The 24,304-nt window shown below is 75.8% G+C and carries 21 protein-coding genes; 7 read left to right on the forward strand and 14 right to left on the reverse strand.

Features of this window, described 5'->3' with window-relative positions; translation table 11 throughout:
- Positions 1-3 precede the first annotated feature (3 nt).
- The 6 genes from ACZ6EJ_RS16970 to pgfA all read right to left on the reverse strand — a co-directional run bounded on the left by ACZ6EJ_RS16970 (position 4) and on the right by pgfA (position 9,399).
- Positions 4-741 carry a class I SAM-dependent methyltransferase gene (locus tag ACZ6EJ_RS16970; RefSeq protein WP_469267885.1) on the reverse strand — a complete coding sequence of 246 codons (738 nt, stop codon included), beginning with the start codon at positions 739-741 and terminating at the stop codon, positions 4-6.
- Complete coding sequence (locus ACZ6EJ_RS16975) at positions 738-2,063, reverse strand: condensation protein (protein WP_469267886.1); 1,326 nt, start codon at positions 2,061-2,063, stop codon at positions 738-740. The genes ACZ6EJ_RS16970 and ACZ6EJ_RS16975 overlap by 4 nt, the downstream gene beginning before the upstream one ends.
- Entirely contained in the window at positions 2,060-6,349 is a 4,290-nt protein-coding gene (locus ACZ6EJ_RS16980) for an alpha-(1->3)-arabinofuranosyltransferase domain-containing protein (protein ID WP_469267887.1), read from the reverse strand. Before ACZ6EJ_RS16980 ends, ACZ6EJ_RS16975 begins: the two co-directional genes overlap by 4 nt.
- Positions 6,346-7,065 (reverse strand): class I SAM-dependent methyltransferase, encoded by a 720-nt coding sequence (locus ACZ6EJ_RS16985; RefSeq protein ID WP_469267888.1) that lies wholly within the window; start codon positions 7,063-7,065, stop codon positions 6,346-6,348. The genes ACZ6EJ_RS16980 and ACZ6EJ_RS16985 overlap by 4 nt, the downstream gene beginning before the upstream one ends.
- Positions 7,062-8,222 carry a glycosyltransferase family 4 protein gene (locus ACZ6EJ_RS16990; RefSeq protein ID WP_469267889.1) on the reverse strand — a complete coding sequence of 387 codons (1,161 nt, stop codon included), beginning with the start codon at positions 8,220-8,222 and terminating at the stop codon, positions 7,062-7,064. Before ACZ6EJ_RS16990 ends, ACZ6EJ_RS16985 begins: the two co-directional genes overlap by 4 nt.
- A gap of 196 nt (positions 8,223-8,418) precedes the next feature.
- Positions 8,419-9,399 carry a cell envelope lipid trafficking protein PgfA gene (gene pgfA / locus ACZ6EJ_RS16995; protein WP_469267890.1) on the reverse strand — a complete coding sequence of 327 codons (981 nt, stop codon included), beginning with the start codon at positions 9,397-9,399 and terminating at the stop codon, positions 8,419-8,421.
- A 184-nt stretch (positions 9,400-9,583) separates the two neighbouring features.
- Here pgfA and ACZ6EJ_RS17000 point away from each other — a divergent pair, with 184 nt between their 5' ends.
- Both ACZ6EJ_RS17000 and ACZ6EJ_RS17005 read left to right on the forward strand, forming a co-directional pair.
- Positions 9,584-9,736: a hypothetical protein gene (locus tag ACZ6EJ_RS17000; RefSeq protein ID WP_469267891.1), complete on the forward strand. Its 153-nt coding sequence runs from the start codon at positions 9,584-9,586 to the stop codon at positions 9,734-9,736.
- Positions 9,733-10,938, forward strand: a complete 1,206-nt coding sequence (locus ACZ6EJ_RS17005) for a PucR-like N-terminal domain-containing protein (RefSeq protein WP_469267892.1) — start codon at positions 9,733-9,735, stop codon at positions 10,936-10,938. The genes ACZ6EJ_RS17000 and ACZ6EJ_RS17005 overlap by 4 nt, the downstream gene beginning before the upstream one ends.
- A 52-nt stretch (positions 10,939-10,990) precedes the next feature.
- Here the strand turns inward: ACZ6EJ_RS17005 and ACZ6EJ_RS17010 are convergent, their stop codons facing one another.
- The 3 genes from ACZ6EJ_RS17010 to ACZ6EJ_RS17020 are packed head-to-tail and all read right to left on the reverse strand — an operon-like array spanning position 10,991 to position 14,590.
- Positions 10,991-11,776, reverse strand: a complete 786-nt coding sequence (locus ACZ6EJ_RS17010; protein WP_469267893.1) for a 3-oxoacyl-ACP reductase — start codon at positions 11,774-11,776, stop codon at positions 10,991-10,993.
- A 4-nt stretch (positions 11,777-11,780) separates the two neighbouring features.
- Positions 11,781-13,172 carry an aldehyde dehydrogenase family protein gene (locus ACZ6EJ_RS17015; RefSeq protein WP_469267894.1) on the reverse strand — a complete coding sequence of 464 codons (1,392 nt, stop codon included), beginning with the start codon at positions 13,170-13,172 and terminating at the stop codon, positions 11,781-11,783.
- A 53-nt stretch (positions 13,173-13,225) separates the two neighbouring features.
- Positions 13,226-14,590, reverse strand: a complete 1,365-nt coding sequence (locus ACZ6EJ_RS17020; protein WP_469267895.1) for a glutamine synthetase family protein — start codon at positions 14,588-14,590, stop codon at positions 13,226-13,228.
- 74 nt (positions 14,591-14,664) lie between these two features.
- Here ACZ6EJ_RS17020 and ACZ6EJ_RS17025 point away from each other — a divergent pair, with 74 nt between their 5' ends.
- The 3 genes from ACZ6EJ_RS17025 to ACZ6EJ_RS17035 all read left to right on the forward strand — a co-directional run bounded on the left by ACZ6EJ_RS17025 (position 14,665) and on the right by ACZ6EJ_RS17035 (position 17,965).
- On the forward strand, positions 14,665-15,468 hold the full coding sequence (locus ACZ6EJ_RS17025) for a FadR/GntR family transcriptional regulator (RefSeq protein ID WP_469267896.1): 804 nt from the start codon (positions 14,665-14,667) through the stop codon (positions 15,466-15,468).
- A 149-nt stretch (positions 15,469-15,617) separates the two neighbouring features.
- Positions 15,618-17,087, forward strand: coding sequence for an ethanolamine permease (gene eat / locus ACZ6EJ_RS17030; protein ID WP_469267897.1), 1,470 nt, complete (start codon positions 15,618-15,620; stop codon positions 17,085-17,087).
- A gap of 41 nt (positions 17,088-17,128) precedes the next feature.
- On the forward strand, positions 17,129-17,965 hold the full coding sequence (locus tag ACZ6EJ_RS17035) for a gamma-glutamyl-gamma-aminobutyrate hydrolase family protein (protein ID WP_469267898.1): 837 nt from the start codon (positions 17,129-17,131) through the stop codon (positions 17,963-17,965).
- On the opposite strand, the gene ACZ6EJ_RS17040 is transcribed toward ACZ6EJ_RS17035, so the two are convergent.
- Complete coding sequence (locus ACZ6EJ_RS17040) at positions 17,937-18,518, reverse strand: TerD family protein (RefSeq protein WP_469267899.1); 582 nt, start codon at positions 18,516-18,518, stop codon at positions 17,937-17,939. The two genes, ACZ6EJ_RS17035 and ACZ6EJ_RS17040, sit on opposite strands and share 29 nt — an antisense overlap.
- A 93-nt stretch (positions 18,519-18,611) precedes the next feature.
- Positions 18,612-19,187: a TerD family protein gene (locus tag ACZ6EJ_RS17045; protein WP_469267900.1), complete on the reverse strand. Its 576-nt coding sequence runs from the start codon at positions 19,185-19,187 to the stop codon at positions 18,612-18,614.
- Between the two features lie 231 nt (positions 19,188-19,418).
- Here ACZ6EJ_RS17045 and ACZ6EJ_RS17050 point away from each other — a divergent pair, with 231 nt between their 5' ends.
- A complete protein-coding gene (locus tag ACZ6EJ_RS17050) occupies positions 19,419-19,850 on the forward strand; it encodes a BlaI/MecI/CopY family transcriptional regulator (protein WP_469267901.1) in 432 nt (143 codons plus the stop codon).
- A gap of 2 nt (positions 19,851-19,852) precedes the next feature.
- Positions 19,853-20,785 (forward strand): M56 family metallopeptidase, encoded by a 933-nt coding sequence (locus tag ACZ6EJ_RS17055; RefSeq protein WP_469267902.1) that lies wholly within the window; start codon positions 19,853-19,855, stop codon positions 20,783-20,785.
- A 33-nt stretch (positions 20,786-20,818) separates the two neighbouring features.
- Here the strand turns inward: ACZ6EJ_RS17055 and ACZ6EJ_RS17060 are convergent, their stop codons facing one another.
- The 3 genes from ACZ6EJ_RS17060 to ACZ6EJ_RS17070 form a co-directional block, all read right to left on the reverse strand.
- Positions 20,819-21,961, reverse strand: coding sequence for a winged helix DNA-binding domain-containing protein (locus tag ACZ6EJ_RS17060; RefSeq protein WP_469267903.1), 1,143 nt, complete (start codon positions 21,959-21,961; stop codon positions 20,819-20,821).
- Between the two features lie 146 nt (positions 21,962-22,107).
- Entirely contained in the window at positions 22,108-23,331 is a 1,224-nt protein-coding gene (locus ACZ6EJ_RS17065) for a serine/threonine-protein kinase (protein ID WP_469267904.1), read from the reverse strand.
- Positions 23,332-23,582: 251 nt separating this feature from the next.
- Positions 23,583-24,281, reverse strand: a complete 699-nt coding sequence (locus tag ACZ6EJ_RS17070) for an HAD family hydrolase (protein ID WP_469267905.1) — start codon at positions 24,279-24,281, stop codon at positions 23,583-23,585.
- Positions 24,282-24,304: the final 23 nt, after the last annotated feature.

Below are 24,304 nucleotides of genomic sequence, written 5' to 3' on the forward strand. Positions count from 1 at the left end.
GCGCTACCTCCGCCGCGCGTGGGCCAGCAGGATCGAGGCCGCGCCCGGCACCGCGCACGCCGCCCGGTCCAGCAGCCGCAGCGGACGCGGCACCCCGTGGAAGGGGGCGCCCGTGATCCGCACGTCCCGGAAGCCGGACGCGTACAGGAAGGAGCGCAGCGCGCGAGCGGTGTACAGCCGCAGGTGGCCGACCACCTCGGAGCCCGGTCGGCCGTGGATCGCGCGCAGGCTGACCTCGGAGAACACCGGCTGCACCCCGGCGAGCAGCAGCGCCCGGTTGTACCAGGCCGCCAGGTTCGGGGTGGAGAGCATCAGATGGCCGCCGGGGCGCAGGACGCGCCGCAGCTCCTCCAGCGCCTGGTCCGGGTCGACCAGGTGCTCCAGGATCTCGCTGAACAGCACGGCGTCCGCGCAGCCGTCGGCCAGCGGCAGCCCGCCGTGCTCCAGCTCGCCGCGCACCACCGAGCCCATCCGCGGCCGGGCCCTGCGCAGCGCGTCCTGCGACCAGTCCACGCCGACCACCCGGTGCCCGGCGAGGAAGGGGGCCGCCGCGGCCGCCGCCGTGCCGTCGCCGCACCCCACGTCCACGACCACCCGCCCCGGCGCGCCCAGCGCGGCGGCCAGCAGCCGCGCCTGCCGCGTGCTGCGCCCGTCGCCCGACGCCACGGGGACGGCCGGGTTCTCGTAGAAGTCCCGCAGCCCGGCGGAGGGGGCGGGGGGAGGAGGGGCGGCGCCGGTCACAGGGCCTCCGAGGACGTCGTGGCCAGATGGCCGGTGAACAGGTCGCGCAGGCGTACGGCGTCGGCGTCGCCCAGCAGGGCGCGCGACCAGCGCAGCGCCAGATGGAGCCGGCCGCCCGTGGACGCCGTGGTGAACGTCAGCCCGCGGGGCATCTGCGCGGGCGCGGAGAACCACACGGCGGTGGCCCGGCCCGCGTCCCCGAAGTCCAGCGGGTACGGCACCCGGCCGATGTTGCTCAGCAGCGTCGTCGAGGTCCACGGGCCGGCCAGCGCCCGCGCCCCCCGCGTGAGCGCGGCGCGCGCCGCGACGGGCAGCAGCGGTGCGGTCAACAGGTCGGCCGCGTGACCCAGTTGGGGGCGGGGAGTCGCCTTGAGCGCCCGTGTCCGCTCCGCGGTCGCCCGCAGCAGGGCGGCGACGTCCGCGCCGGGGGCCAGCTCCCGCGCGGCGAAACCGACCTCGACCAGCCGGGTCCCGTTCCCGATCGGCATCTCCGGGCCGCGGGTGCGGTCGTCGACCGGCATCGTGATCCGCAGCGGACGCCGGTCGGCCCCCCGCGCGCCCCGCGTCCGGTTCCACTCGGCCACCGTCAGGGCGGTGGCCGCCATGAGCTGGTCGTTCACCGTGTACGGCGCGCCCGACTCCCGCCGGGGCACCGGCAGTTCGGCCAGGAGCACCGCGTTGCCGCGCGGCCTGCCGGGGCCCGGCGAGCCCGCCGCGACATGGGCCGGACGGGCCGCCGGCGGCGTCCGGGGCCGCCGGGGCGCCGGCGTCGACGACGGCCGGACCGAGGCGGGGGGCGGGGGAGCGGGGCGGGCGCTGTAGACCTCGGCGGCCGTCGCCGCCAGCCGCAGGCACGCCGGACCGTCCAGGGCCGTGTGGTGCACGGTGAACACCAGCACGCATCCCGCCCGCCCCGGCTCCCGCACCGCGGTGAGCCGCAGCGGCGGCGAGAGCGCCAGCGGCGGGGCCTGGCCGAGCGCGTCGGCCCGCGCCCGGTCGAGCGCCCCGGCGGCGCACGGGGGGAACGCGACCGGGTCGGTGTCCGGTCCGCCGGTCAGCTCCCACGTGTAGCGCCGGGCGAGCGGCCCCCGGGGCGACTCCCGCATCAGCGCGCGGGGGTGCCGGGCCAGCGCCGCGGCGAACGCCGAGCGCAGCCGCCCCTCGTCCACCCGGCCGGGCAGGTGGATCTCGATGTGGACGGTGTTCGGCTCGGCCTCCCGCGCGCAGTGCCGGGCCACCTCGTCGACGACCGGGAACGGCACCCGGACGGGCGGCCCCGACGGCGCTCCGCCTCGGGCGCCCGGCGGTCGCACGGTCGTCATCGGACGTCCCCTCCCGGCGCCTGGGGCGAGGGCTCCGCCCCGCCCGCCGGGGGCCCGCCGTCGGTGGACAGCGTCCGGCCGGCGGAGGGGACGGTCCGCACCGGGACCGTCGGGTCGTCGCCGGCGCCCGGACCCCCGGCGGCCCTGCGGCCGCGCGGTTCCCGCCACGCGGTGACCAGTGCGGCGAACAGCGCGAGGACCGCGAGGAGTTGCGCCGCCGGGCCGAACGCACCGGCGTCCGCCGCCGTGCTCCGCCCGGTGCCCGCCGCCGCGACGACGCCCGCGGCGGCCATGGCCGCGAAGGCGACCGGCGCGAGCAGCCTCGGCCGCAGGTGGGCCAGGACGGCGAGGACGGGGACGGCCAGGGCGAGCGGCCCCGCGATCACCACCCCCACCAGCGTGAGGGCCACCGTGCCCAGGACCGGCCCCGGCCCCGGCGGGACGGGCCGCTCCTCGGCGGCGTACGGCGCCGAGCCCCGCCGCCGTACGAGGGCGAGCCCCACCAGCGCGAGGAACAGCACCCCGGAGCCGATCAGCCCGGCCCGGTAGAGCGCCGCCGGCGCGTACTCCAGGGTGACGGCGCCGCCCTCCCCCTCGGGCACCAGCCAGGCCTGCTGCCACCCGTCGATCCGCAGCGGCTCCAGCTCCCGGCCGTCCAGCGTGGCCTTCCAGCCGGTGTTGTAGTTCTCGTGGATCTGGAGGTAGGAGGCCTCGCCGGCCCCGACGGCGATCGTGCGCCGGTCGCCGTCCCCCTCCTCGACCTCCACCGTGCGCGGGGTCGCCGGCTCCGCCTCGGGGGCGCCCCTGCTCAGCGTGACGTCGGTGATGGCGAGCGGCCCGGCGTCCCCCGCCTCGACGGTGGTGGACGAGGCGGGCAGCTCCACCCGGCTGCCCTCGGTGCACAGGGAGACGGCGATGGGGCGGCGCTCGGTCAGGTCCCGCACCCGGCCCTCGGCCCGCGTCTCCAGGAACGTGCCGCCGACGGAGAGCACCGGCCCCTTGCCGCAGGGCAGGCTGAAGGTCTTCTCCGGGTCGGGCTGCGGGGTGCGGTACTCCTTCAGCGCCGGGACGTGGATCTCGCTCAGGCCGACCGGCAACTGCAACTGGCTGTCGGCGACCGGGTTGTGCACGGTCAGCGGCGCCCGGCGCGAGATGGTGATCTCCATCCGGTCGGTCGTGATGGGCGAGAAGCGGGCCATGCCGTTCTCGTCCACCGAGGCCACCGCGGTGCCGTCGGGCGAGCTGATGTGGACTTGCTCGGGGCGGGTGGACAGTCCGCCCGCCGCCGCGAAGACGATCTCCCCGACCTGCTTCCGCTCCGGCCACGACAGCCGCAGCACGGGGCGCTCGCCCGCGATCCACGCGGTGGTCAGGTCGCCGTCCGTCAGGTTGCGCGGGCTCAAATTCGTGCCCAGGCGCGCCGTCGAGTCGGCGCTCACCGTGATCCTGTCCCGCTCGCCCGTGAGGTCGAACAGCAGCTTGTCCAGGGCCTCACCGGGGACGGGCACCGCGCGCGCGGCCACCGTGTGGTCGCCCGGCGCGCTCGCGGTGAACTGCCGGTGCAGCCCGACCTCGGCGGCCGCCGACGACAGCCCGCCGGGGTCGCTGCCCCGCCGCAGCGAGTAGACGGCGGAGTCCGCGCCCCCGCGCGGCGCGTCGGAGGGCAGCTCCAGCAGCCGGGTCACCTGCACGCCGGGGACGGCGATGTCGCTGAACCCGGCCCCGGTGAGTCCGGGCCGGCCCTGCTGGGACTCCAGGATCGTCACCTTCAGCCAGGCCGCCGGCCCGGCGGGCGCGGCCACCCGCTGGGCGGTCCCGTCCGGCCGCAGCGGGCTGTCCTCGTGACCCCGGTCGCTCTCCACCCGCACGACGGTCGGCGCGGCCCGGACGTCGCCGCTGGGCAGCGGCGTCACCTGGAGCGAGGCGGGCAGGTCGGTGGGGGCGGTGAAGTCGATCCGCACCCACTCGCCCTCGGGCGAGCCGGGGGACCCCTCGGCCCAGCCGGTGTCCGGGTCGCCGTCGAAGGCGTTGGCCGGGTCGTACTGCGGCAGGTGGAACAGCCAGTTCCCCACCGAGGAGGCGCTGACCGCCTTCGCCCCCCGCAGCACCGCCGTCGTCTGGTGCCGCGCCCCGCGCTCCGGCAGGATCTGCCGGGGCTCCTTCCCGGCGTCCTGCACCGACTCCGCGGCGTTGCGCTCGTCGGCGGTGTAGGTGTGCGAGGTGTTGGAGTTGACCAGCCCGAACCGGGTGTCGGCGCGCCGCAGCCCGTCGCCCGCCGCGTACAGCGAGGGACGGTCCACGCCCGGATGGGCGTCGCCGGCCAGCACGGCGGGCCGCCCGGTGAGCGCGCCGCTCGCCGCCAGCGGCAGCAGCGACTCCGGGCCGCCGCTGACGACGGCGGTCGAGGCCGCCGGGAGCGCCCCGGCCCGGCCGGGGCGCTCGGTCCCGGCGGGCGGTCGGTAGATCTCCACGGCCTGCTGCCGCGGGTAGAGGCCCTCGATCTGCACGGGGGTGTCCGCCGCGATCCGGCCGCCGGTCATCACCGGGCCGAACCCGGTGACGCGCCGGTAGCCGGACGCCTCCAGGGTGCGCTTGACCGTGGTGGTCGGGACGTACCCCAACTGGTCCGGGTCCAGGTCGTTGCGGACCACCACATAGTGCAGCCCGGCCCGGTTCAGGTACGCGCCGAGCCCCGGCACCTCGCTCCCGGAGGTCAGCGCCTGCTCGACGGCGTCCATCGCCCGCCGGTTGCCCGGCGTGCCGAACGGCACGTAGTCCCGTTGCGCCCAGGGCGAGTCGGCCAGCACGTCCAGCGGCTGGTCGATGGGGGAGCCCCAGGTGTAGATGCCGTGGGCGGTCGCCGGGACGACGAGGGCCCGGTCGTCGGCCGAGTTGTCCTTCAGCCACGCGCCCGTGCTCGCCCAGTACTCCGGCAGCTCCTTGAACGAACCGGGCTGGAGGATCGACCCGTTGGCGTACGGCCAGGCCAGCCCCGGCAGCACGAGCACGGCGGCGAGCACCGGCGCGAACCGGCGGACGCGGGCCGGCTCGCGCGTGGAGCGCGCGGCGGCCGCACGGGCGGCGACGGCGGTGGCGTGCGCCAGCCCGATGGCCAGGGCCAGGGCCAGGCCCGTCTGGAACTTGTAGATGTTCCTGAACGGCGCCAGCCAACCGTCCAACCACCCCTGCACGGTGCCGTGGAACGGCCCGCCCAGCGCGCCCCCGTACCCGGCGAGCGTGACGAGCGCGACCGCCAGGACGGTCAGCACCAGCCACCGCCGCTCCGGCAGGTCGCGCCGGGCCAGCCCCGCGAGGCCGAGGGCGGCGGCGAGCGCCGAGCCCAGGATCGTGACGGTCGCGGTGGCGACGGTCAGTCCGGCCGGCAGCCACGCCTCGCCGAAGTTCAGGTAGCCCACCCAGTTGCCGCCGCCGCGCAGCGCCTCGGTCGCCGACATGGTGGCCGTCGTCGTGGCCGAGGACTCCACGTACGGCATGAAGTTCTCACCGTAGGCGCCCAGCAGCAGCAGCGGAACGACCCACCAGGCGGTCGCCAGGACCACGCCCGGCACCCACCAGGCGAGCAGCGCGCGCTTGCGCGGACCGCCCGGCCGGGACAGCAGGTACAGCCCCACCGGGAGCAGCGAGGCCAGCGTGGAGGCGGCGTTGACCCCGCCCATCAGCGGGATGAGCAGCGCCGAGCGGGCCGCCGCGATCCTCGGGGCGAGAGCGGGGTTCGTCAGCGGCAGCAGCACCCAGGGGAGCAGGGCTCCGGGCAGGGCCGCCGCCGAGGTCGAGCCCACGACGATGGTGTACGTCGGCCACAGCGCGTACACGGCCGCACCGAGCAGCCGGGTGGCCGAGGACCCCACGCGCAGCCGCTCCGCCAGGCGCAGCGCGCCCCAGAACGCGGTCGCCACGATCAGCGACAGCCACAGCCGCTCCGCGAGCCACACGGGCAGCCGCACCAGGTCGGCCGCCGTGTAGTACGGCAGCATCGGGACGAGGTAGCCGATGTACTGGTCGGCGATGCCGCCGAACCCGGCCCGGCTGTGCCACAGCTCGCCCAGGTCGCCCAGGAAGCGGCGGGGGTCGGTGACGACGCCGAGCTTGGTGTCGAACGTCATCCGGCCGGGCGACACCGCCAGGAACGCGAGGAACGCGGTGGCCCAGAACCCCAGCAGCCAGCGGCGCGAACGGGGCCGCGGCGGACCGTCGCCGGGGCCCGCGGGCGTGGGGCCGGGGCCCGCCGGGGCCGCGGACCGGGGTGGGTGGACAGCGCTGGTCATGAACACCGCCGGAGGATGAGGAGGAGGTTCCAGGTGGCGAATTCCCGCAGTCCGGGGATTCGCGGCACGAGCTGGGGGACGACGGGCCAGTACCGCGAGCGTGCGGAGACGACGGCCACGTCGTCGCGGCCCCGGACGTGGCGCAGCGTCTCGCCGACGCCGATCCGGAAGAGGTTGTCGCCGAGCCGGTGCTTGGCCGGGCGGCCGGTGCGCCGCTCGTGGCGGGCGCGGGCGCGCTCGGCGCCGAGGTAGTGCCACGGCGCCCACTCGTGGCCGCCCCAGGGGGAGAGCCAGTTGGTGAACGAGACGTAGAGCAGCCCGCCGGGGCGGGTCACGCGGACCATCTCGCTGAGGAAGGTGTGCGGGTCCGCGACGTGCTCCAGCACGTTGGAGGAGAAGCAGACGTCGGCCGCGCCGTCGGCGAGCGGCAGCAGGTAGCCGTCGGCGACGACGGCGTGCGGGGCCCGCCCCGCGCCGAGTTCGGCGGGGTCCGGCTCGAAGAGGTAGCCGTGCGCGCCGCGCCGGCGGAACTCGCGGGTGAAGTAGCCGTCGCCGCCGCCGACGTCCACGACGACCTTGTCCCGGAGCGGCACGTACCGCTCGATCTGGTCGGCCGCGTCGCGGGCCAGCAGGGTGTACGCGCGGGCGGGGTCGCCCTGTTCGCGCAGGAAGGCGCGGAACAGGGTCGCCGACCGGCGGAAGGAGGGGTCTTTCACGCGCTCGCGCCGATCGCCGGGGCCGGCGCGCCGCCGGTCGCCTCGGCGGCCACCGCCGCGAACCGGCGCACGCTGGCGCTCCAGCGGAAGGCGGCGGCGCGTTCACGGGCGGCCTTGCCCATCGCCTCGCGCCGCTCGTCGTCCAGCGCCAGCGCGCACCAGGCCGCGGCGAAGGAGGACGCGCCCCGCGCGAGGACGCCGGTGACGCCGTCCTCGACGGAGTCGCGCAGCCCCGGCACGTCGAAGCCCAGGGTCGGGGTGGACCGAGCGCCGGCCTCCGTCACGACGAGGCCCCACCCCTCCACCGCCGCCGGGTGCAGCAGCAGCCAGGAGGCGCAGAGCAGCCGGTGCTTCTCCGCCTCCGACACATGGCCGGCGAACTCCACGCCCGGCCCGGCCAGTCGTTCCAGCCGGTCGCGCTCCGGGCCGTCGCCGACGATGACGAGGCGGCCGCCGGTGACCGGTCGCACCCGCTCCCACAACTGGAGGAGCAGGTCGATGCGCTTGTAGTCGACGAGCCGGCCCAGGGCGAGGAACAGCGGGGTCGGGGACCGGTCGCCCTGTGCGGCCGGCTCCTCCACGCCGTTGTGCACCACCCGGATGCGCCGGTCGGGAACGCCCAGCTCGCGCAGGGCTCCGGCGGTGGACGGCGACACGGCGATCATCAGGTGGTCGCGGTAGGCGCGGGAGAGGGCCCAGTGCTCCAGCCCGCGTCCGGCACGGGCCACCGGCGCGGGGAAGCGCATGTCCCACAGATCGGTGTGCACGTGGTTGACGAGGCACACCGTGGGGCCGCGGTGCCACAGCGGTGCCAGGTACGGCACGCCGTTGCAGACCTCGACCAGCAGGTCGCAGTCGCCGATCAGGCGGGCGAACGCGGAGCGCGCGCCCAGGTAGTGCCCCAGCGGGCCGCCCGCGGAGACGACCCGGTAGGACCGGCCGGCGGCCCGCCCGCCGCACAGCAGCGTGACCTCGTGGCCGCGCTCGGTGAGGCCGCGGGCGAGCTGGTCGACCAGCAGCTCCGAGCCGCCCGCGGACGGGCTGCTCAGGTCGCGGTGGGCGAGGAAGACGATGCGTCCGGGGGAGGCGGCGGTGCGGGCCGGGGCCGGACGGGGAGCGGGATCGAGCAGCGGGGGAGGAGGTACGTGCCGGGGCATGGGGCGCTCCAACTCGGCTCGGGGAACGGGGACTCGGGTGGGAGAGCGGGAACGGTCGCGGACGGGCGGGGACGCGGGGTACGGGAGTGGGATGAGCGGAAAAGGGTGACCGGGGGGCCGTGCTGTGGTGGGGATAGACAGTTTTGGCCACGGGTCCCCGCCCGGCTACTCACCGGAGCGACAACTTGACCGTCGCTCAGAGGGGCAGACTCGTCATCATGTGAGTGTTCGCCTCCGCGGCCCGGTCCCGCCGGCCCCGCGCGACGAGGAAGACTCCCACCGCGGTGAGCACGCCGCCCACTCCGGCCGCCCCGGCCGGCGCGGTCGTGCCGAGCATCGCCAGCCGGTCGCTGTCCGCCGACGCCAGCTCCACCTGCTTGCGCTGGGTCTCGGGGGTGAACTCCACCCGGTCGCTCTCCAGCAGCACGACGGCGTCCTTGGACGAGCCCGGCGCGCGCAGCGTCTTCCTCGGGCCGATCGCCGCGTTCATGATGCGGCCGGTCCGCCGGTCCACGACCAGCTCGATGCCGCTGTTGGCGTACCACTCCTCGGCCAGCACCTGGGGCGTCTTCGCCCTGCCCACGAGCACGCCGGGAACCTGCCGCACCCCGGTCCGGGTGGGGGCGACCTCGCCGGTGAAGCGCAGGCCGCGGTAGCCCTGCACCTCCTTCTCGCCCGCGTAGGAGAGCCGCACCACGCCGCCGAGCGTGCCGTCCCACCAGCGGTAGGCCCGCTTCTCCACGTCGAAGGGGAACTTGAGGTACGCCTCGCCGTCGAAGACCGGGGACTCCTCGCAGCAGTGCACCGGCTCGTTGGTGGACCGGTCGGTCACCCAGCGCTCCATCGTCCACTGGAGGGCGTCGCGCGGGTCGGAGGCGGGCAGCGTCCCGTCGTGGTCGACCGAGGTCGACACGTCCCAGACGGCGTTGCCGCTCTCCACGCTGTCGGCCACGTCCCCGCGCACCTGCCGGGTGATCGTGATCCCGCCCTGGACCGTCTCCACGCGGGAGGTGTCGAAGTAGCGGCCGGACCCGGTGAAGACGGTCGTGGTGTCGATGTCGATGGGGGTGCGCTTGGCGTGCGGCTGCACGTACCAGACGAGCAGCGGCGCGAGTACGAGCAGAAAGACCCCTGCCCCCAGCAGGACGAGCGAAAGGGGAGAAGCGTGGTGGCGCATCCGGGCACTCCTGATGTCGAATCTCTTCGCGGAGGTGCACGGGCCCCAGGGCCGGTCAGCCCTTGATGGGCGTGACAGTAGGCAAGCCCTTGACGGAAGTCAATGAGCTGTCGACACTGTGTGCCAGCCGGTGGGGCCCGGCTATCGGGGTGGGGATCGCCTCCAGCAAGGAGTTGACCCGACAATGCGCAGACTCATCGCCGCCGCCGTCACCGCACTGGTGGCCGCGGCGCTCGCCACCGGTGCGGCGTTCGGTGCCGTGGCGCTGCTCGACGCCACCCCCGAGCAGCCCAACACGCCGCTGATCAGCTACGACACCGCACCGGCGGCCCCATGACCCGCCCCGCCTGGCAGGAGGTCCCCCGGCCGAAGCTGGACCGGTTCGCCGCCATCGCCCTGTCCGAGGCCCCGGAGCTGGCGCAGACGATCCTGAACGAGATCCGCCGGGACTACCCCTATCTCCACCTCGTCGAGGAGGAGTCCGGGGAGCCCCTGGCCCTCGTCGGCATCCGCCGCGCCATCGAGGGGTTCGTCCACAACTTCACCTCCGGCGCCCACCCGAGGGTGCCGCCGGAGATGTTCCAGGAGTTCGGCCGGGGCGAGGGGCTGAACGGCCGCAGCCTCGACTCGCTCCAGGCCATCTACCGCCTGGGGGTACGGCTCACCTGGCGGCGGTTCGCCGAGATCGGCCAGCAGGTCGACATCGCCGCGCCCGCCATGTACGAGCTGGCCGAGTCGGGATTCGAGTACCTGGACGGGCTGGTGGAGCAGTCGGTACGGGGCTACGCCGAGGCGGCGGCCCGGCGCGCCAGCGAACGGCTCCGCCTCCAGCGCCAGTTGATCGAACTCCTGCTGACGGAGCAGCACGGCGAGTCCGCCCGGACCCTGGCCGAGCGGGCGGCCCGCATCGGCTGGGAGCTGCCCGGGACGATCGCGGTGGGCGTGCTCGTGCGCCCCGCCCGCGAGGCCGTGGCCCCGGCGGTCGGGCAGGAGATCCTGCTGGAGATGGAGAGCGAGCAGCCGCGCATCGTCATCCCGGAACCGCACACGGCGGGCCGTGCGGAGATGGTGCGGCGGGCCACGGCCGGCTGGTCCGGCGCGATCGGCCCGCCGGTGCCGCTGGCGGCCGCGGCGACGTCGCTGCGGTGGGCGGAGACGGCGGTCCAGTTGATGAAGAGGGATCTGCTGCCGCAGGGGGAGGTGCTGCACTGCACCGAACACACGGAGGAACTGCTCCTGCTGTCCGCCCAGGAGTTGATCGACGCGTCGGCCCTGCGCTGCCTCGCCCCGCTGGAGGGCGTCGGCCCGAGCCAGGCCCGGCGGCTGGCCGAGACCCTGCTGGCCTGGATCGAGACGTCCGGCGGCGCGCCCGAGGTGGCCGCCCGGCTCGGCGTCCACCCGCAGACGGCCCGCTACCGGCTGCGGCAGATCCGCGAGCTGTGGGGGGAGGCCATCGACGAGCCGGACCAGCGTTTCGCGATGCTGCTCGTGCTCCGCGCCCAGCGGCTGCGGGGCAACCCGGCGCCCGTTCCGGGCTGAGCCGGGCGGCGCCGCGGCCGGACCGGGTCGCGGCGCCCGGCGGCGGCTCCGCTCACAGCGGGGTGACGTAGGCTCCGGCGATGCCGCCGTCGACCAGGAAGTCCGTGGCGTTCACGAACGAGGAGTCGTCGCTGGCCAGGAAGGCGACGGCGGCGGCGATCTCGGCGGGCTCGGCGAACCGGCCGAGCGGGATGTGCACCAGCCGGCGCGCGGCCCGCTCCGGGTCCTTGGCGAACAGCTCCCGGAGCAGGGGGGTGTCGACGGGTCCGGGGCACAGGGCGTTGACCCGGATGCCGTCCCGCGCGAACTGCACGCCCAGCTCCCGCGACATCGCCAGCACGCCGCCCTTGGAGGCGGTGTAGGAGATCTGCGAGGTGGCCGCGCCCATCCGGGCCACGAACGAGGCGGTGTTGATGATGGAGCCCCTGCCCTGGGCGCGCATGTAGGGAAGGACGGCCTTGCAGCAGAGGTAGACGGAGGTGAGGTTGACCTCCTGCACCCGGCGCCAGGCCTCCAGCCCGGTCTCCAGGATGGAGTCGTCCTCGGGCGGTGAGATGCCCGCGTTGTTGAACGCGACGTCGACCGAGCCGTACGCGTCGAACGCCGCCTCGAACAGGGCGTCCACCTGCGCGGCGTCGGTGACGTCGGTACGGACGAAGAGTCCGGCGGCCTCCTCGGCGGCGGCCCTGCCGTTCTCCTCGTCCACATCGGCGCAGACCACGTGCGCGCCCTCGGCGGCCAGCCGGCGTGCGGCGGCCCGTCCGATGCCGCTGCCGGCCCCGGTGACGACGGCGGTGCGGCCGACCAGGCGGCGGCAGACGAAAGACGGGTCGGTCATGGTGTCAGGCCTCCGTGCTGATGAAGACGTTCTTGGTCTCGGTGAAGGCGGCCAGCGCGTCCGGGCCCAGCTCACGGCCCATGCCCGACTGCTTGTAGCCGCCGAAGGGCGTCGCGTAGCGCACGCTCGCGTGGGAGTTGACGGAGAGGTTGCCCGCCCGCAGGCCCTGGCCGACGCGCAGCGCGCGGCCGACGTCCCGCGTCCAGACCGAGCCCGCCAGACCGTAGGCGGTGGCGTTCGCCAGGCGCACGGCGTCCTCCTCGTCGTCGAAGGGCAGGACCACCGCCACCGGCCCGAAGACCTCCTCCGCGGCCACCGGCGCGTCCGGCGACACCCCGGCGAGCACGGTCGGCGGATACCAGAATCCGGGCCCCTCGGGAGCCTCGCCGACGATGGCCCGTACGCCGTCGTCGGCGCGGGCGCCGTCGACGTACCGCGCCACCCGGTCCCGCTGGCGGGCCGAGATCAGCGGCCCCATGCGGGTCCTCTCGTCGGCGGGGTCGCCCACCACCACGGCGGCGACGGCCGGGACGAGCAGGTCGAGGAAGCGCTCGTACACGGACCGCTGGACCAGGACGCGGGTGCGGGCGCAGCAGTCCTGGCCCGCGTTGTCCGCGAAGGCCATGGGCGCGGCCGCCGCCGCGGCCTCCACGTCGGCGTCGGCGAAGACGATGTTGGGGCTCTTGCCGCCCAGTTCCAGGGTCAGCCGCTTCACGTGCTCGGCGCAGCGGGCCATGACGCGCTTGCCGGTCCGGGTCGAGCCGGTGAACACGATCTTGGCGACGCCGGGGTGCTCGACCAGGGCGCCCCCGGCCACCGGCCCCTCGCCCGGCAGCACCTGGAACAGCCCGTCGGGGAGCCCCGCCTCCAGGGCGAGTCCGGCCAGGCGCAGCGCGGTCAGCGGGGTCGTCTCGGCGGGCTTGAGCAGGACGGCGTTGCCCGCCGCGAGCGCCGGGGCCGTGCCCCAGGCGGCGATCGGCATGGGGAAGTTCCACGGAGCGATGACGCCGACGACGCCGAGCGGCTCCAGGAGCGTGAAGTCGATCCCGCCCGCCACCGGGATCTGCCGCCCCAGGAGGCGTTCGGCCCCGCCCGCGCTGTAGTCGAGCAGGTCGCGGACGTTGCCGGCCTCCCAGCGGGCGTTGCCGATGGTGTGGCCGGCCTCGCGGACCTCCAGCCGCGCCAGCTCCTCCACGTGCTCGTCGACGACGGCGGCGAAGCGGCGCAGCAGCCGGGCCCGGTCGGCGGGCGCCGCCGCCGACCAGGAGCGCTGGGCGGCGGCGGCGCGGACCACGGCGGCGTCCACGTCGGCGGCGGAGGCCGCGGGGACGGTGGCGACGACCTCGGCGGTCGCCGGGTCGAGCACGTCCAGGGCGTGCGGTGCGGGGTGGGTCACGTGCGGGCCTCGATCGCGGGTCGGGGGCGTGGGGGCGGAGGGCGTGCGCCGGGTCAGAGGCGTTCGAAGGAGCGGCGCAGCTCCCAGTCGGTCACGGCCGCGTCGTACGCGGTGAGTTCGACCCGCGCCATGTTGAGGTAGTGATCGACGACCTCCTCGCCGAACGCCTCCTTCGCGATGGGGCTGGCCTCCCACAGCTCGGCCGCCTCGCGCAGGCTCGTCGGCACCCGGTCCCATTCCCCGGTGTAGGCGTTGCCCGTGCAGGCCGGCGGCAGCGGCAGTCGGCGCTCGACCCCGTACAGCCCGGCGGCGACCAGGCCGGCCACGGCGAGGTACGGGTTGACGTCGCCGCCGGGGAGCCGGTTCTCGAAGCGCTTCGAGCGGCCCCGGCCGACGACGCGCAGCGCGCAGGTGCGGTTGTCGACGCCCCAGGCGACGGCGGTGGGGGCGAAGGAGCCGGGCTGGAAGCGCTTGTAGGAGTTGATGTTGGGCGCGTACAGCAGGGAGAAGTCCCGCAGGGCGGCGAGCTGTCCGGCCAGGAAGTGCCGCATCAGCTCCGACATGCCGTCCGGGCCGTCCCCGGCCATCGCGTTCCCGCCGTCCTCGTCGGTGAGCGAGAGGTGGATGTGGCAGGAGTTGCCCTCGCGCTCGTCGTACTTGGCCATGAACGTCAGCGAGAGGCCCTCCTGGGCCGCGATCTCCTTGGCGCCCGTCTTGTAGACGGCGTGCTGGTCGCAGGTGGTCATCGCCTCGTCGTACCGGAAGACGATCTCGTGCTGGCCCGGATTGCACTCGCCCTTGGCGGACTCGACGCTCAGCCCGGCCGCCCGCATCTCGTTGCGGACGCGGCGCAGCAGCGGCTCGACGCGGCCGGTGCCGAGGATCGAGTAGTCGACGTTGTACTGGTTGGCCGGGGTCAGCCCGCGGTAGTCGCGGTCCCAGGCCTCCTCGTAGCTGTCGCGGAAGACGATGAACTCCAGCTCGGTGCCGACCTGCGCCCGGTAGCCCAGCGAGGCGAGCCGGTCGAGCTGGCGGCGCAGGATCCCGCGCGGCGCGGCCGCCACCGGGCTGCCGTCGTGCCAGGCGAGGTCCGCGATGAGCAGGGCCGTCCCCTCGTGCCACGGGACGGGCCGCAGCGTCGCCGGGTCGGGGACCATGGCGAAGTCGCCGTAGCCGTTCTCCCACGAGGACATCGCGTAGCCGTCGACGGTCCGCATCTCGGTGTCCACGGCGAGCAGGTAGGCGCAGCCCTCGGAGCCGTGCTCCAGCACCTCCTCCAGGAAGAACGGGGCCGCGAACCGCTTCCCCTGGAGGCGGCCCTGCATGTCCGGGAAGGCCAGCACCACGGTGTCCAGCGACCCGTCCGCGACGCGCGAGCGGAGCTGGTCGACGCCGAGCGGGGGTGTGCGCTCTGCCACGGGACGCCTCCTCGGGGAGAAACGGGAGGCATAAGGTATGACGCTGGACCATTGCTTGGGAAGGGAATGCGCGGATGACCACCGGAAGGAGAGCGTCCGGCACCCGTCCGGCGGCGGCGCCCCCGGCCGCCCCGCCCGGCGCCGACCGGCCGCCGGGGTCCGCCGCGACGGCGCCGGCCGGGCCGGGCACGGTCCTGCGCCCGGTCCGCGCGGGCAACGGCTTCGAGGAGGCGCTCGAACAGCTCCTCCAGCTCCTGCGCCTGGGCCTGGTCCCGCCCGGCGAACGCCTGCCCCCGGAACGGGAGCTGGCCCGCCGCCTGCGCGTCAGCAGGGCGACCCTGCGCGACGCGCTCAAGGTCCTCCAGGACCAGGCGCTGGTGGAGAGCCGGCGCGGGCGCTACGGCGGCACGTTCGTCCTGCCGCGCGCCGCCCCCGACGGCGGCGGCGAACTGCGCCGCCGGGTCGCCGCCGTGGACGTCGAGGACACCCTGCGCTTCCGCGAGGTGCTGGAGACGGGGGCGGCGGGCCTGTGCGCCGAAGGGCTCGCCCCCGACGGAGCGGCCCGGCTGCGGGCGGCGCTCGCGGCGACGCGCGCGGCCCGACTGGAGGACTACCGCCGGCAGGACACCCTGTTCCACCTCACGCTCGCCGAACTGGCCGGCTCCCCCTCCCTCGCCGGGCGCTACGCCGCCGTCCGGGCCGCCCTCAACGACCTGCTCGACTGCATACCCCTGCTGGTGCGCAACCTGGAGCACTCCCAGCGGCAGCACGCGGCCGTCGTCGAGGCGGTCCTCGACCGGGACGCGGACGCGGCGCGCGAGGCGATGCGCGAACACTGCGGCGGCACCGCCGCACTGCTGCGCGGCTTCCTCGCCTGAGCCGGCCGGCGGCGCGGCGCGACCGCTGACGAACGCACGCCCCTTGTGCTGCGCCTGGACCTTCCACAAGGGTGTGGCGACGAGACTTCGACCCAGGCCCGCCCGCGCCGGAGGCCCGCCGCGCCGTCGACCCACGTCTGGAGCACCCCATGGCCCAGGGAACCGACACCCCCGCCGACCCGCCCGGCGACGCGAGCCCGGACGCCTCGGACGCCGACGCGTACCTGCGCCGCAGGACCCTGCGGCGGGGGAGCGCCGGATGGCTGCTGCTGACCGGGCTCGGCGTGGCGTACGTCGTCTCCGGCGACTTCTCCGGCTGGAACATGGGGCTGGCCGAGGGCGGGTTCGGCGGCCTCGCCGCGGCCATGGTCCTGATGGGCGTCATGTACGCGTGCCTCGTCTTCGCCCTCGCGGAACTCTCCGCCGTCCTGCCCACGGCGGGCGGCGGCTACGGCTTCGCCCGGCGCGCGCTCGGCCCCTGGGGCGGCTTCCTGACCGGCACGGCCATCCTCATCGAGTACGTCCTCGCCCCCGCCGCCATCTCCCTCTTCATCGGCGACTACGTGGAATCGCTCGGACTGTTCGGCCTCACCTCCGGCCTGCCCGTCCTGTCCGCCTGCTTCGCGCTCTTCATCGGCATCCACCTCTGGGGCGTCGGCGAGGCGCTGCGCTTCAGCCTGGTGGTCACCGCGATCGCGGTGGCCGCCCTCCTCGTGTTCGCGGCGGGCGCGCTCACCGCGTTCGACGCGGGCCGCCTCGACGACATCCCGCCGGACGCCGGGGCGTTCGGGTCCTCGTCCTGGCTGCCCTTCGGGCTCCTCGGGATCTGGGCCGCCCTGCCCTTCGGCATGTGGTTCTTCCTCGGCGTGGAGGGCGTGCCGCTCGCCGCCGAGGAGGCCGAGGACCCGGTCCGCTCGATGCCGAGAGCGCTCACCGCCTCGCTCCTCGTGCTGGTCGGCCTCGCGGTCGTCACCTTCGTCGCCGCCACCGGGGTGCGGGGCGCCGACGCCATCAAGGAGGCAGGCGACCCGCTCGTGGTGGCCCTGGAGGGCGGCGGCGGGCCGACAGCCCTGAGCCGGTTCGTGAACTACGCGGGCCTCGCCGGCCTCGTCGCCTCCTTCTTCTCCCTCGTCTACGCCGGCTCCCGCCAGTTGTTCGCCCTGTCCAGGGCCGGCTACCTGCCGCGCTTCCTGTCGCTGACCAACCGCCGCAAGTCCCCCTACCTCGCCCTGGTGGTCCCCGGCGCCATCGGGTTCGCGCTCGCCGCCTGGAGCGGGAACGGCGGCCGGATGCTGAACGCCGCCGTCTTCGGCGCCACCATCAGCTACGCCCTCATGGCGCTCTCCCACCTGGTGCTGCGCCGCCGCGAACCGGACCTGCCGCGCCCCTACCGGACGCCCGGCGGCGCGCTGACCTCGTCGGTCGCCTTGCTCCTGGCGTGCGCGGCCCTGGTGGCGACCTTCCTGGTGGACCGCGACGCGGCGTTCGTCGCGCTCGGCGTCTACGCGGTCGCGCTCGCCTACTTCGCGTTCTACAGCCGCCACCGGCTGGTCGCCGAGGCCCCCGAGGAGGAGTTCGCCGCACTGGCGGCCGCCCAGGCGGAACTGGCCCGTGACTGAACGCGCCCGCCCCCACCACCGCGATCCGAGGAGTGTGCCCCGTGCCCCGGCCCGTCATCGGCGTCACCACCTACCAGGACCCCGCCCGCTGGGGCGCGTGGGACATGCCCGCCGTACTGCTGCCCGCCGCCTATCCGCGCCTGGTCCGGGCGGCGGGCGGGCTCGCGGTGCTGCTGCCGCCCGACGACGCGCCGGGCGCGGCGGGCGAGGCGGTCGCCGCCCTGGACGGCCTGGTCATCGCGGGCGGCGCGGACGTCGAACCGGCCCGCTACGGCGCGGCCGCCGATCCCCGCACCGGCCCCCCGGCCCCCGAACGCGACGCCTGGGAACTGGCCCTGATCACGGCGGCGCTCGAGCGGCGGGTCCCCCTGCTCGGCATCTGCCGCGGGATGCAACTGCTGAACGTCGCCCGCGGCGGCACCCTGCACCAGCACCTGGACGACCACACCGGCGGCCCCGGCGTCTTCGGCAGCCACCCGGTGACCCCCGTGCCCGGTACGGCGTACGCCGAGGCCGTGCCCGAGACGGTGGTGGTGCCCGCCTACCACCACCAGGCCGTGGACCGGCTCGGCGCCGGCCTGGCGGCGTCGGCGCACGCGCCGGACGGGACCGTGGAGGCGCTGGAACTGCCGGGAGCGGAGAGCCTGGTGCTCGGCGTCCAGTGGCACCCCGAGATGGGCGAGGACGTCCGGGTCATGGCCGCCCTGGTCAGGGCCGCGCGCCACCGGCGCGACGGCGACCGCGCCGCCCGCCGCCTTGCGGTGCGGCCGGGGCCGCTCGCGGGGCCCGTGGGCGGCCCCGGCCGCGCGCACGACGCCGAGGGGGTCGGCGCGGGGGCGGGCGACGGGGCTACAGGTGCTGCGCGACCGCCGGCATGAGGTCCTGGAAGGTCCGCCCGTCCGCCGCCGCGCCGATGGCCTTCATCTGCCAACCGGAGCCGGCGCGCTGGACCTTGGCCATGATCTGGGCGGTGTGCCGCCCGCCGCCGGTCAGGGTGTAGCGGGCCAGCTCCTGGCCGGTGCTCTCGTCGACCAGCCGGCAGAACGCGGCCTCCACCTCCTCGAAGGTCTGACCGGTGAAGGAGTTCACCGTGAAGACGATCTGGTCCACGTGGACCGGCACGCGCCGCAGGTCGACGACGATGGACTCGTCGTCGCCGCCCTGGCCCGCCCCGCCCACCCGGTTGTCCCCGGTGTGCCGGACCGAGCCGTCGTCACTGGTCAGGTGCTGGAAGAAGACCACGTCCTGCGGGTCCGCCCCCGCGAAGAGCACCGCCGAGGCGTCCAGGTCGATCTCGCGCGCGGTCAGCCGGGCCAGGAACCCCTTGCGGGGCGCGGACTTCCAGCCCAGCCCCATGCGGACGACGTCGAGTTCGCCGCCGCCGGACTTGGTGAGGCTGACCTGCTGGCCCTTGGTGAGGTTGATCGTCATGGTGCCGCCTTCGGTGCGGTGGTGGCTGGGGTGTGGGCGCGTCGCCTCCGCGCCCCGCGGCGGAGGCCCGTCGGCGGACGAGGTGTCCGAGGCTCAGAGGCGGACGCCGTAGTCGGCGACGATACCGCCCAGACCGGAGGCGTAACCCTGGCCGACCGCCCGGAACTTCCACTCCGCCCCGTGCCGGTACAGCTCGCCGAAGACCATGGCCGTCTCGGCGGAGGCGTCCTCGCTGAGGTCGTAGCGGGCGATCTCCGCGCCGCCCGCCTGGTTCACCACGCGGATGTAGGCGTTGCGCACCTGGCCGAAGCTCTGCCCCCGGTCCTGCGCCTCGTGGATCGAGACCGGGAAGACGATCCTCGCGACGGCCGCCGGCACGGCCGCGAGGTCGACCTTGACGGTCTCGTCGTCGCCCTCGCCCTCCCCGGTGAGGTTGTCCCCGGTGTGCTCGACCGAGCCGTCCGGGCTCGTGAGGTTGTTGTAGAAGACGAAGTGCCGGTCGGAGAGGACCGTGCCCGACGCGTCGCAGAGCAGCGCGCTCGCGTCCAGGTCGTAGTCGGCTCCGGTCGTGGTGCGGACGTCCCAGCCGAGGCCGACGAGGACCGCGGTCAGACCGGGGGCCTCCTTGCTCAGCGAGACGTTTCCGCCCTTGGCCAGGCTCACGCCCATGGTGTTCTCCCTTGCGGTGACGGATGCGTGCGCAGGGGCGACCGCGCCAGGGATGGCGGCACGGGCCCGCTGCGGCGACCCCGTCAATCTACAGCACTGTAGATTTACGGGGCCGGGGCGGGCGCGCCCCCGGCCGGTGGCCGGGGGCTCGGCGGGCTGGATACGATCGCCTGATGCCCGGCCGGCCGACGGCCGGACCGGGCCGCCGAACGGAGAGGGGAGCCGCAGACCGTGGACGCCGAAGGAGCCGGTGGGGAGCGGGCGACGCCCGCCCGCAGACGCGGACAGGGCGAGCTGGAGGCACAGGTCCTCTCGGCGCTGGGCGAGGCCGGCGAGCCGGTGACCGCCGCCTGGGTGCTCCAGCGTCTCGGCGGCACCCTCTCGTACAGCACGGTCATCACCATCCTGACCAGGCTGCACGCCAAGCAGGCGGTCGCCCGCAGCGGGCCGCGGCGCCCCGTCCTGTGGCAGCCCGTCGCGGACGAGGCGGGCCTCGCGGCGCTGCGGATGCGCCGGCTGCTGGACAAGCAGAGCGACCGGGACGCGGTCCTCTCCAGCTTCGTCTCCGTGCTGTCGCCCCACGACGAGGAGCTGCTGCGCTCCCTCCTCGCGGAGACCGGCCCCGAGGACCCCGGCGCGACCGCGGACCGGCCGGAGCGCTGACGATGGGCGTGTTCGTCTACCTGCCCCTCGTCCTGCCGCTGACCGCGCTGCCGATCGCCCGCCTCGCCGAACAGCACCTGCACCCCCGCAGGGCGGCCCGCCTGCTGGCCGCCGTCGCCGTCATCCTCGCCGCGTGCAGCCTGCTCTGCCTCGGGCTGCTGGTCGTCGTCGGCACCGCCCAACTGCCCGGCAACCCGCTGCCCGACGGGTGGTCCGACAAGGCGGTCCGCGACGCCGTCCCGCACGACGCGTTCGCCGGCAAGGCCGCCGTCCTCGCGCTCGCCGCCGTCACGGCCGCCTGCGCGCTCACGCTCGGACGCCACTACCGCTTCCGCGCGCGGGCCCACCGGGTCGCCGCCCGGCTGCCCGGCGGCGACGTCGCCGTGCTCCCCGACACCGTGCCGTACGCCTACGCGCTGCCCGGCTCGCCGGGCCGGGTGATGGTCTCCACCGCCATGCTGCGGTCCCTGGAACCGGCGGAGCGGCGGGCCCTGTTCGCCCACGAGCGGGCCCATCTGGCCGGACACCACCACCGGTTGCTGCTCGCGACCCGGCTGGCCGGCTGCGTCAACCCCCTGCTGCGCCCGCTGCACGCGGCCCTGGTCTACAGCACGGAGCGCTGGGCCGACGAGGAGGCGGCCCAGGCCACCGGCGACCGCCGGGCGACCGCCCGCGCGGTCGGCAAGGCGGCGCTCGTCTCCGGCCCGGCCCCCACCGCCCCGGCCTTCGCCGCACTCGCCGCCGCCGGCCCGGTGCCCCGCCGCGTGGCCGCGCTCCTGGGCCCGGTCCCCCCGGACCGCGGCTGGCCCCCCGCCCTCACCCCCGCAGGGGCCGCCGCGTTCGTCGCGGCGGCCGGGACCACGGTCTCCGCGCTGTCCGCGCTCAACGCGGCCGTGGCGCTCTTCCTCGTCCTGCGGGCGGCGACCCCGCTGTAGGGGCCGCCGCTCCGGCGCCCGGGGGCCGCTGGGTCAGTCCGTCGGCAGCAGCCGTACGGTCGCCTCCGGGAGGCGGCTCCACCAGTGGCCGTAGCGCCGGTACGCCTCCGGTTCGCGGTCGGCGAGGAACGCGGCCAGCGCGCGGGCCTCGGCGCCGAGCCGCTCCCAGACCTCGTCGGACAGCGGGTGGAACGCCGTCGCCTCGACGCCCCCGGCGACCGGCCGCCACACCCCGGCCACGTACCCGTCGACCAGCAGCGTCGGCAGTACGTCGCCATTGGTGCGGATCACTGTCCTGCGGTACGGCTCGGGCAGGACCCGGCCGCGGTCCGCGTACGCCAGCAGGACGCTGTCCCACATCGCCATCAGCCGGGGCGGCGCGGCCGTCGCCCCGTCCGGGCGCGGCGCGCCCGGCAGGTCGAACAGCTCCTCGCCCCCCGGCCCCGCCAACCGCTCCAGGCCCCCGGAGAGCTGCGTCAGCGCCGTCCGCGCCCGGCCCCTGGTGATCCGGGCGAACTGCGCCACGTCCGCGACCGAGGCGGGCCCGAACCCTTCGAGGTAGCGCGTGACGAGCGTCCGCAGGGACGCGGCCGACGCCTCCGGGTCCGTCCGCACGGGGCCGGTCCGGGGCGCGATGTACGAGGGCCGGTGCCCGAACGACCAGGGCGGGGCGGTGGGCGCGTGGAGCAGCGGCGCGAACTGCCGCAGCCCCCACCACGCCTCCGGCTCCGGCGGCGCGCCGAGCCGTTCGCCCAGCCACGCCAGGCAGTCGGCGGTGGTGCGCGGCCGGTCCGCGAACTCCAGCAGGGCGGGGACGAGCGCGTCGGCGTCCTCGGCCGTCAGCCCGGACGCGGCGAACCGGGGGCCCAGTCGGGCGGCCAGGATCACCGGGTGCATGGCCTCCCGGAAGGCGGGGTGGTCGTCGGCGTGCACGGCGTGGAGCGTGAGCCGCAACAGCGTCGCCTTGACGACGGTGCGGTCCGCGAACGCCCGGTCGAGCTCGGCCGGGTCGAACTCCGCGAGCCGGTTCCACAGGGCGAGGTAGGGCGAGGCCGGCTGCTGGGCCTGGAGCGCGACCACGCGGCGGACCCCCTCGGCGGCGTCCAGGGGCTCTCGGCCCAGCAGCAACTGCCGGGCGAGCGTGGAGCGGTTGAGTTCCCGTGCGCTGATCTCCATGCCGTCCTCGGTCCGTTCCTCCGGTGGCCGCCCACCGCTTGTCCGTGGGCAGGCGAAACCGTACGCCGTCCGAACCGCCGTCCCGGCAGCGCCCCTCGCCGCGCCGCGGCCCGAGGTCCGCCCAACCCGTCCTGGCAGCGCGGGCGTCAGTCGTCCTGCTCGCCCCGCCCCTGCCCCCCGCCGGGTTCGGGGCTCTGCCGCTCCCCGCCGTCCCCGACGGTCTCGGCAGGGCCGGTGGACGTGCCGGGGTTCGGCGTGTCGGCCGAGCTGGACTCGGGGGAGAACAGGATCATCCCCAGATACACGGCGGCCAGGAACGTCGCCGTCCCCGCGATGGCGCTGGCCACCCTCGGCCGCCGGCGGATCGCCTCGCGGGCCCCGCCCCGGCGGGCGGGCGCGGACCGGGCGGGCGCGCCGCGTCTTCGACCGGTGGGCTGGGGGAGCCGGTACGTCATGGGGCCGGTGGGCGCCGCGGGCGGACCCGCCGGGACGGACGGCACGGGGGCCGGGGCGGCGGCCCGGCGGGGCGCCGCCGCCTGCATCGGCAGCGGCTCCGGGCGGCCGCGCCAGGCGTCGGTGCGGAACCAGTCGGAGACCTGCTGCGCGGTGGGCCGCTCCTCGGGCTGCTTGGCCAGCAGGCCGAGCAGGTACGCGTCGAAGGCGGGGGAGATGTCGACGCCCCGTTGGCGCAGCGGCACCGGCGGGGTGTCGACATGCTGGTAGAGCGTCGCCGTCGCCGTGTCGGAGCGGAACGGCGGATCGCCGAGCAGCAGTTGGTAGACGACGCACCCGAGGGAGTACATGTCGGACGCCGCGTCCGCGGTGCGCCCGAGGGCGCGCTCGGGCGCCAGGTAGAGGCTGGTGCCCACGATCTGGCCGGCCGTCGTCAGCGCGGTGGAGGGGTCGTCGACGAACTGGGCGATGCCGAAGTCGCCGATCTTCACCGAACCGTCCGCGCCCAGCATCAGGTTCCCCGGCTTGATGTCCCGGTGGACGACGCCCTGGCGGTGCGCGGCGGCCAGCCCGGCGGCCGCCTGACCCGCGATCAGCGCGACCTGTTCGGGATGGACCCGCTCCTGGGCGGCCAACAGGTCCCCCAGGCTCTGCCCCTCGACCAGCTCCATCACCAGGAAGAAGCGGTCCTCCCAGGCCCCGAAGTCGAACACGGCCACCAGGTGCGGGTGGCTGAGGCGGGCGGCGGTCTGCGCCTCCAGCCGGAAGCGGGCGGTCGAGGAGGCGTCCGCCTGGTCCCCCAGCAGCAGCTTCACCGCCACCGACCGGCCCAGCACCTCGTCCGTGGCGCGCCACACCTCGCCCATGCCGCCACGGCCGATGGGGGATACCAACCGGTACCGACCAGCTACCAGCACCTGTACACCTCTCTCGAATGGTGGCCCGTTCCGACAGTCGGCCCACCTCGCGCGACCGGTCTCCGGCGGAGTCCGGGGCGGTGGGGCGAAGGACATGATCAGGATATCCGTCCGGCGGACCCCAGGCGCCCCGACTGCCCTTTCGCCGGGCCCGCTTGACGGCCCGCCCGCCCCTGCGCGCCCCTCCCCGCGAGCAGCGGCGCGGACCGGCCGGGCGGCCGGGCGTACGCGGTCCGCGCCGCGCGGGCGGATCAGCCGAACAGCCAGGCGTACGCGGCCTCGGCGGTGAACGCGGACTGCCCGTCCGCGAACAGCAGGTCCGCCGCCCCGAACGCCGGGTCGGCGGCGGTCGCGGGCAGGTAGGGGACGGCGACGCACCTCATGCCGGCGGCCCGCGCGGCCGCCGCACCGGGCGGGGCGTCCTCCAGCACCACGCAGTCGGCCGGCCGCGCCCCCAGCCGCCGCGCCGCCTCCAGGAACACGTCGGGTTCCGGCTTGCCGTGCGCGACCTCCTCGGCGGAGACGTACAGCGGGATGTACGCGTCCAACCCCGTCACGGCGAGCACCGCCCCGATCGCGGCACGGGACGAGCCGGAGGCGACCGCCATCGGCGCCCCCGCGGCGTGCAGCCGCTCCACGAAGGCGCGCATCTGCGGGAACACCTCGGTGCGGGCCCCCGCCAACTCCAGGTACAGGGCGTTCTTCCCGGCGAGCAGCTCGTCGACCGGGGCGTCGATCCCGTACTCCGCGCGCAGGGCGGTCAGCGTCTCGCGGGTGCCGATCCCGATGAACCGGGTGTGGTCCTCCCAGCCGAAGTCCCGCACCCCGTACCGGGCGAGCAGGCGGCGGCTCGCCTCGAAGTAGTTCGGTTCGCTGTCCACCAGCGTCCCGTCGAGATCGAAGACGACGTGGACGGGCGCGGCGGACGGGGCGGCGGAGTGCGTGGTCATGGACCCCAGCATGGCGCAGCGGA

This window comes from Streptomyces sp. NPDC041970 (assembly GCF_055588985.1).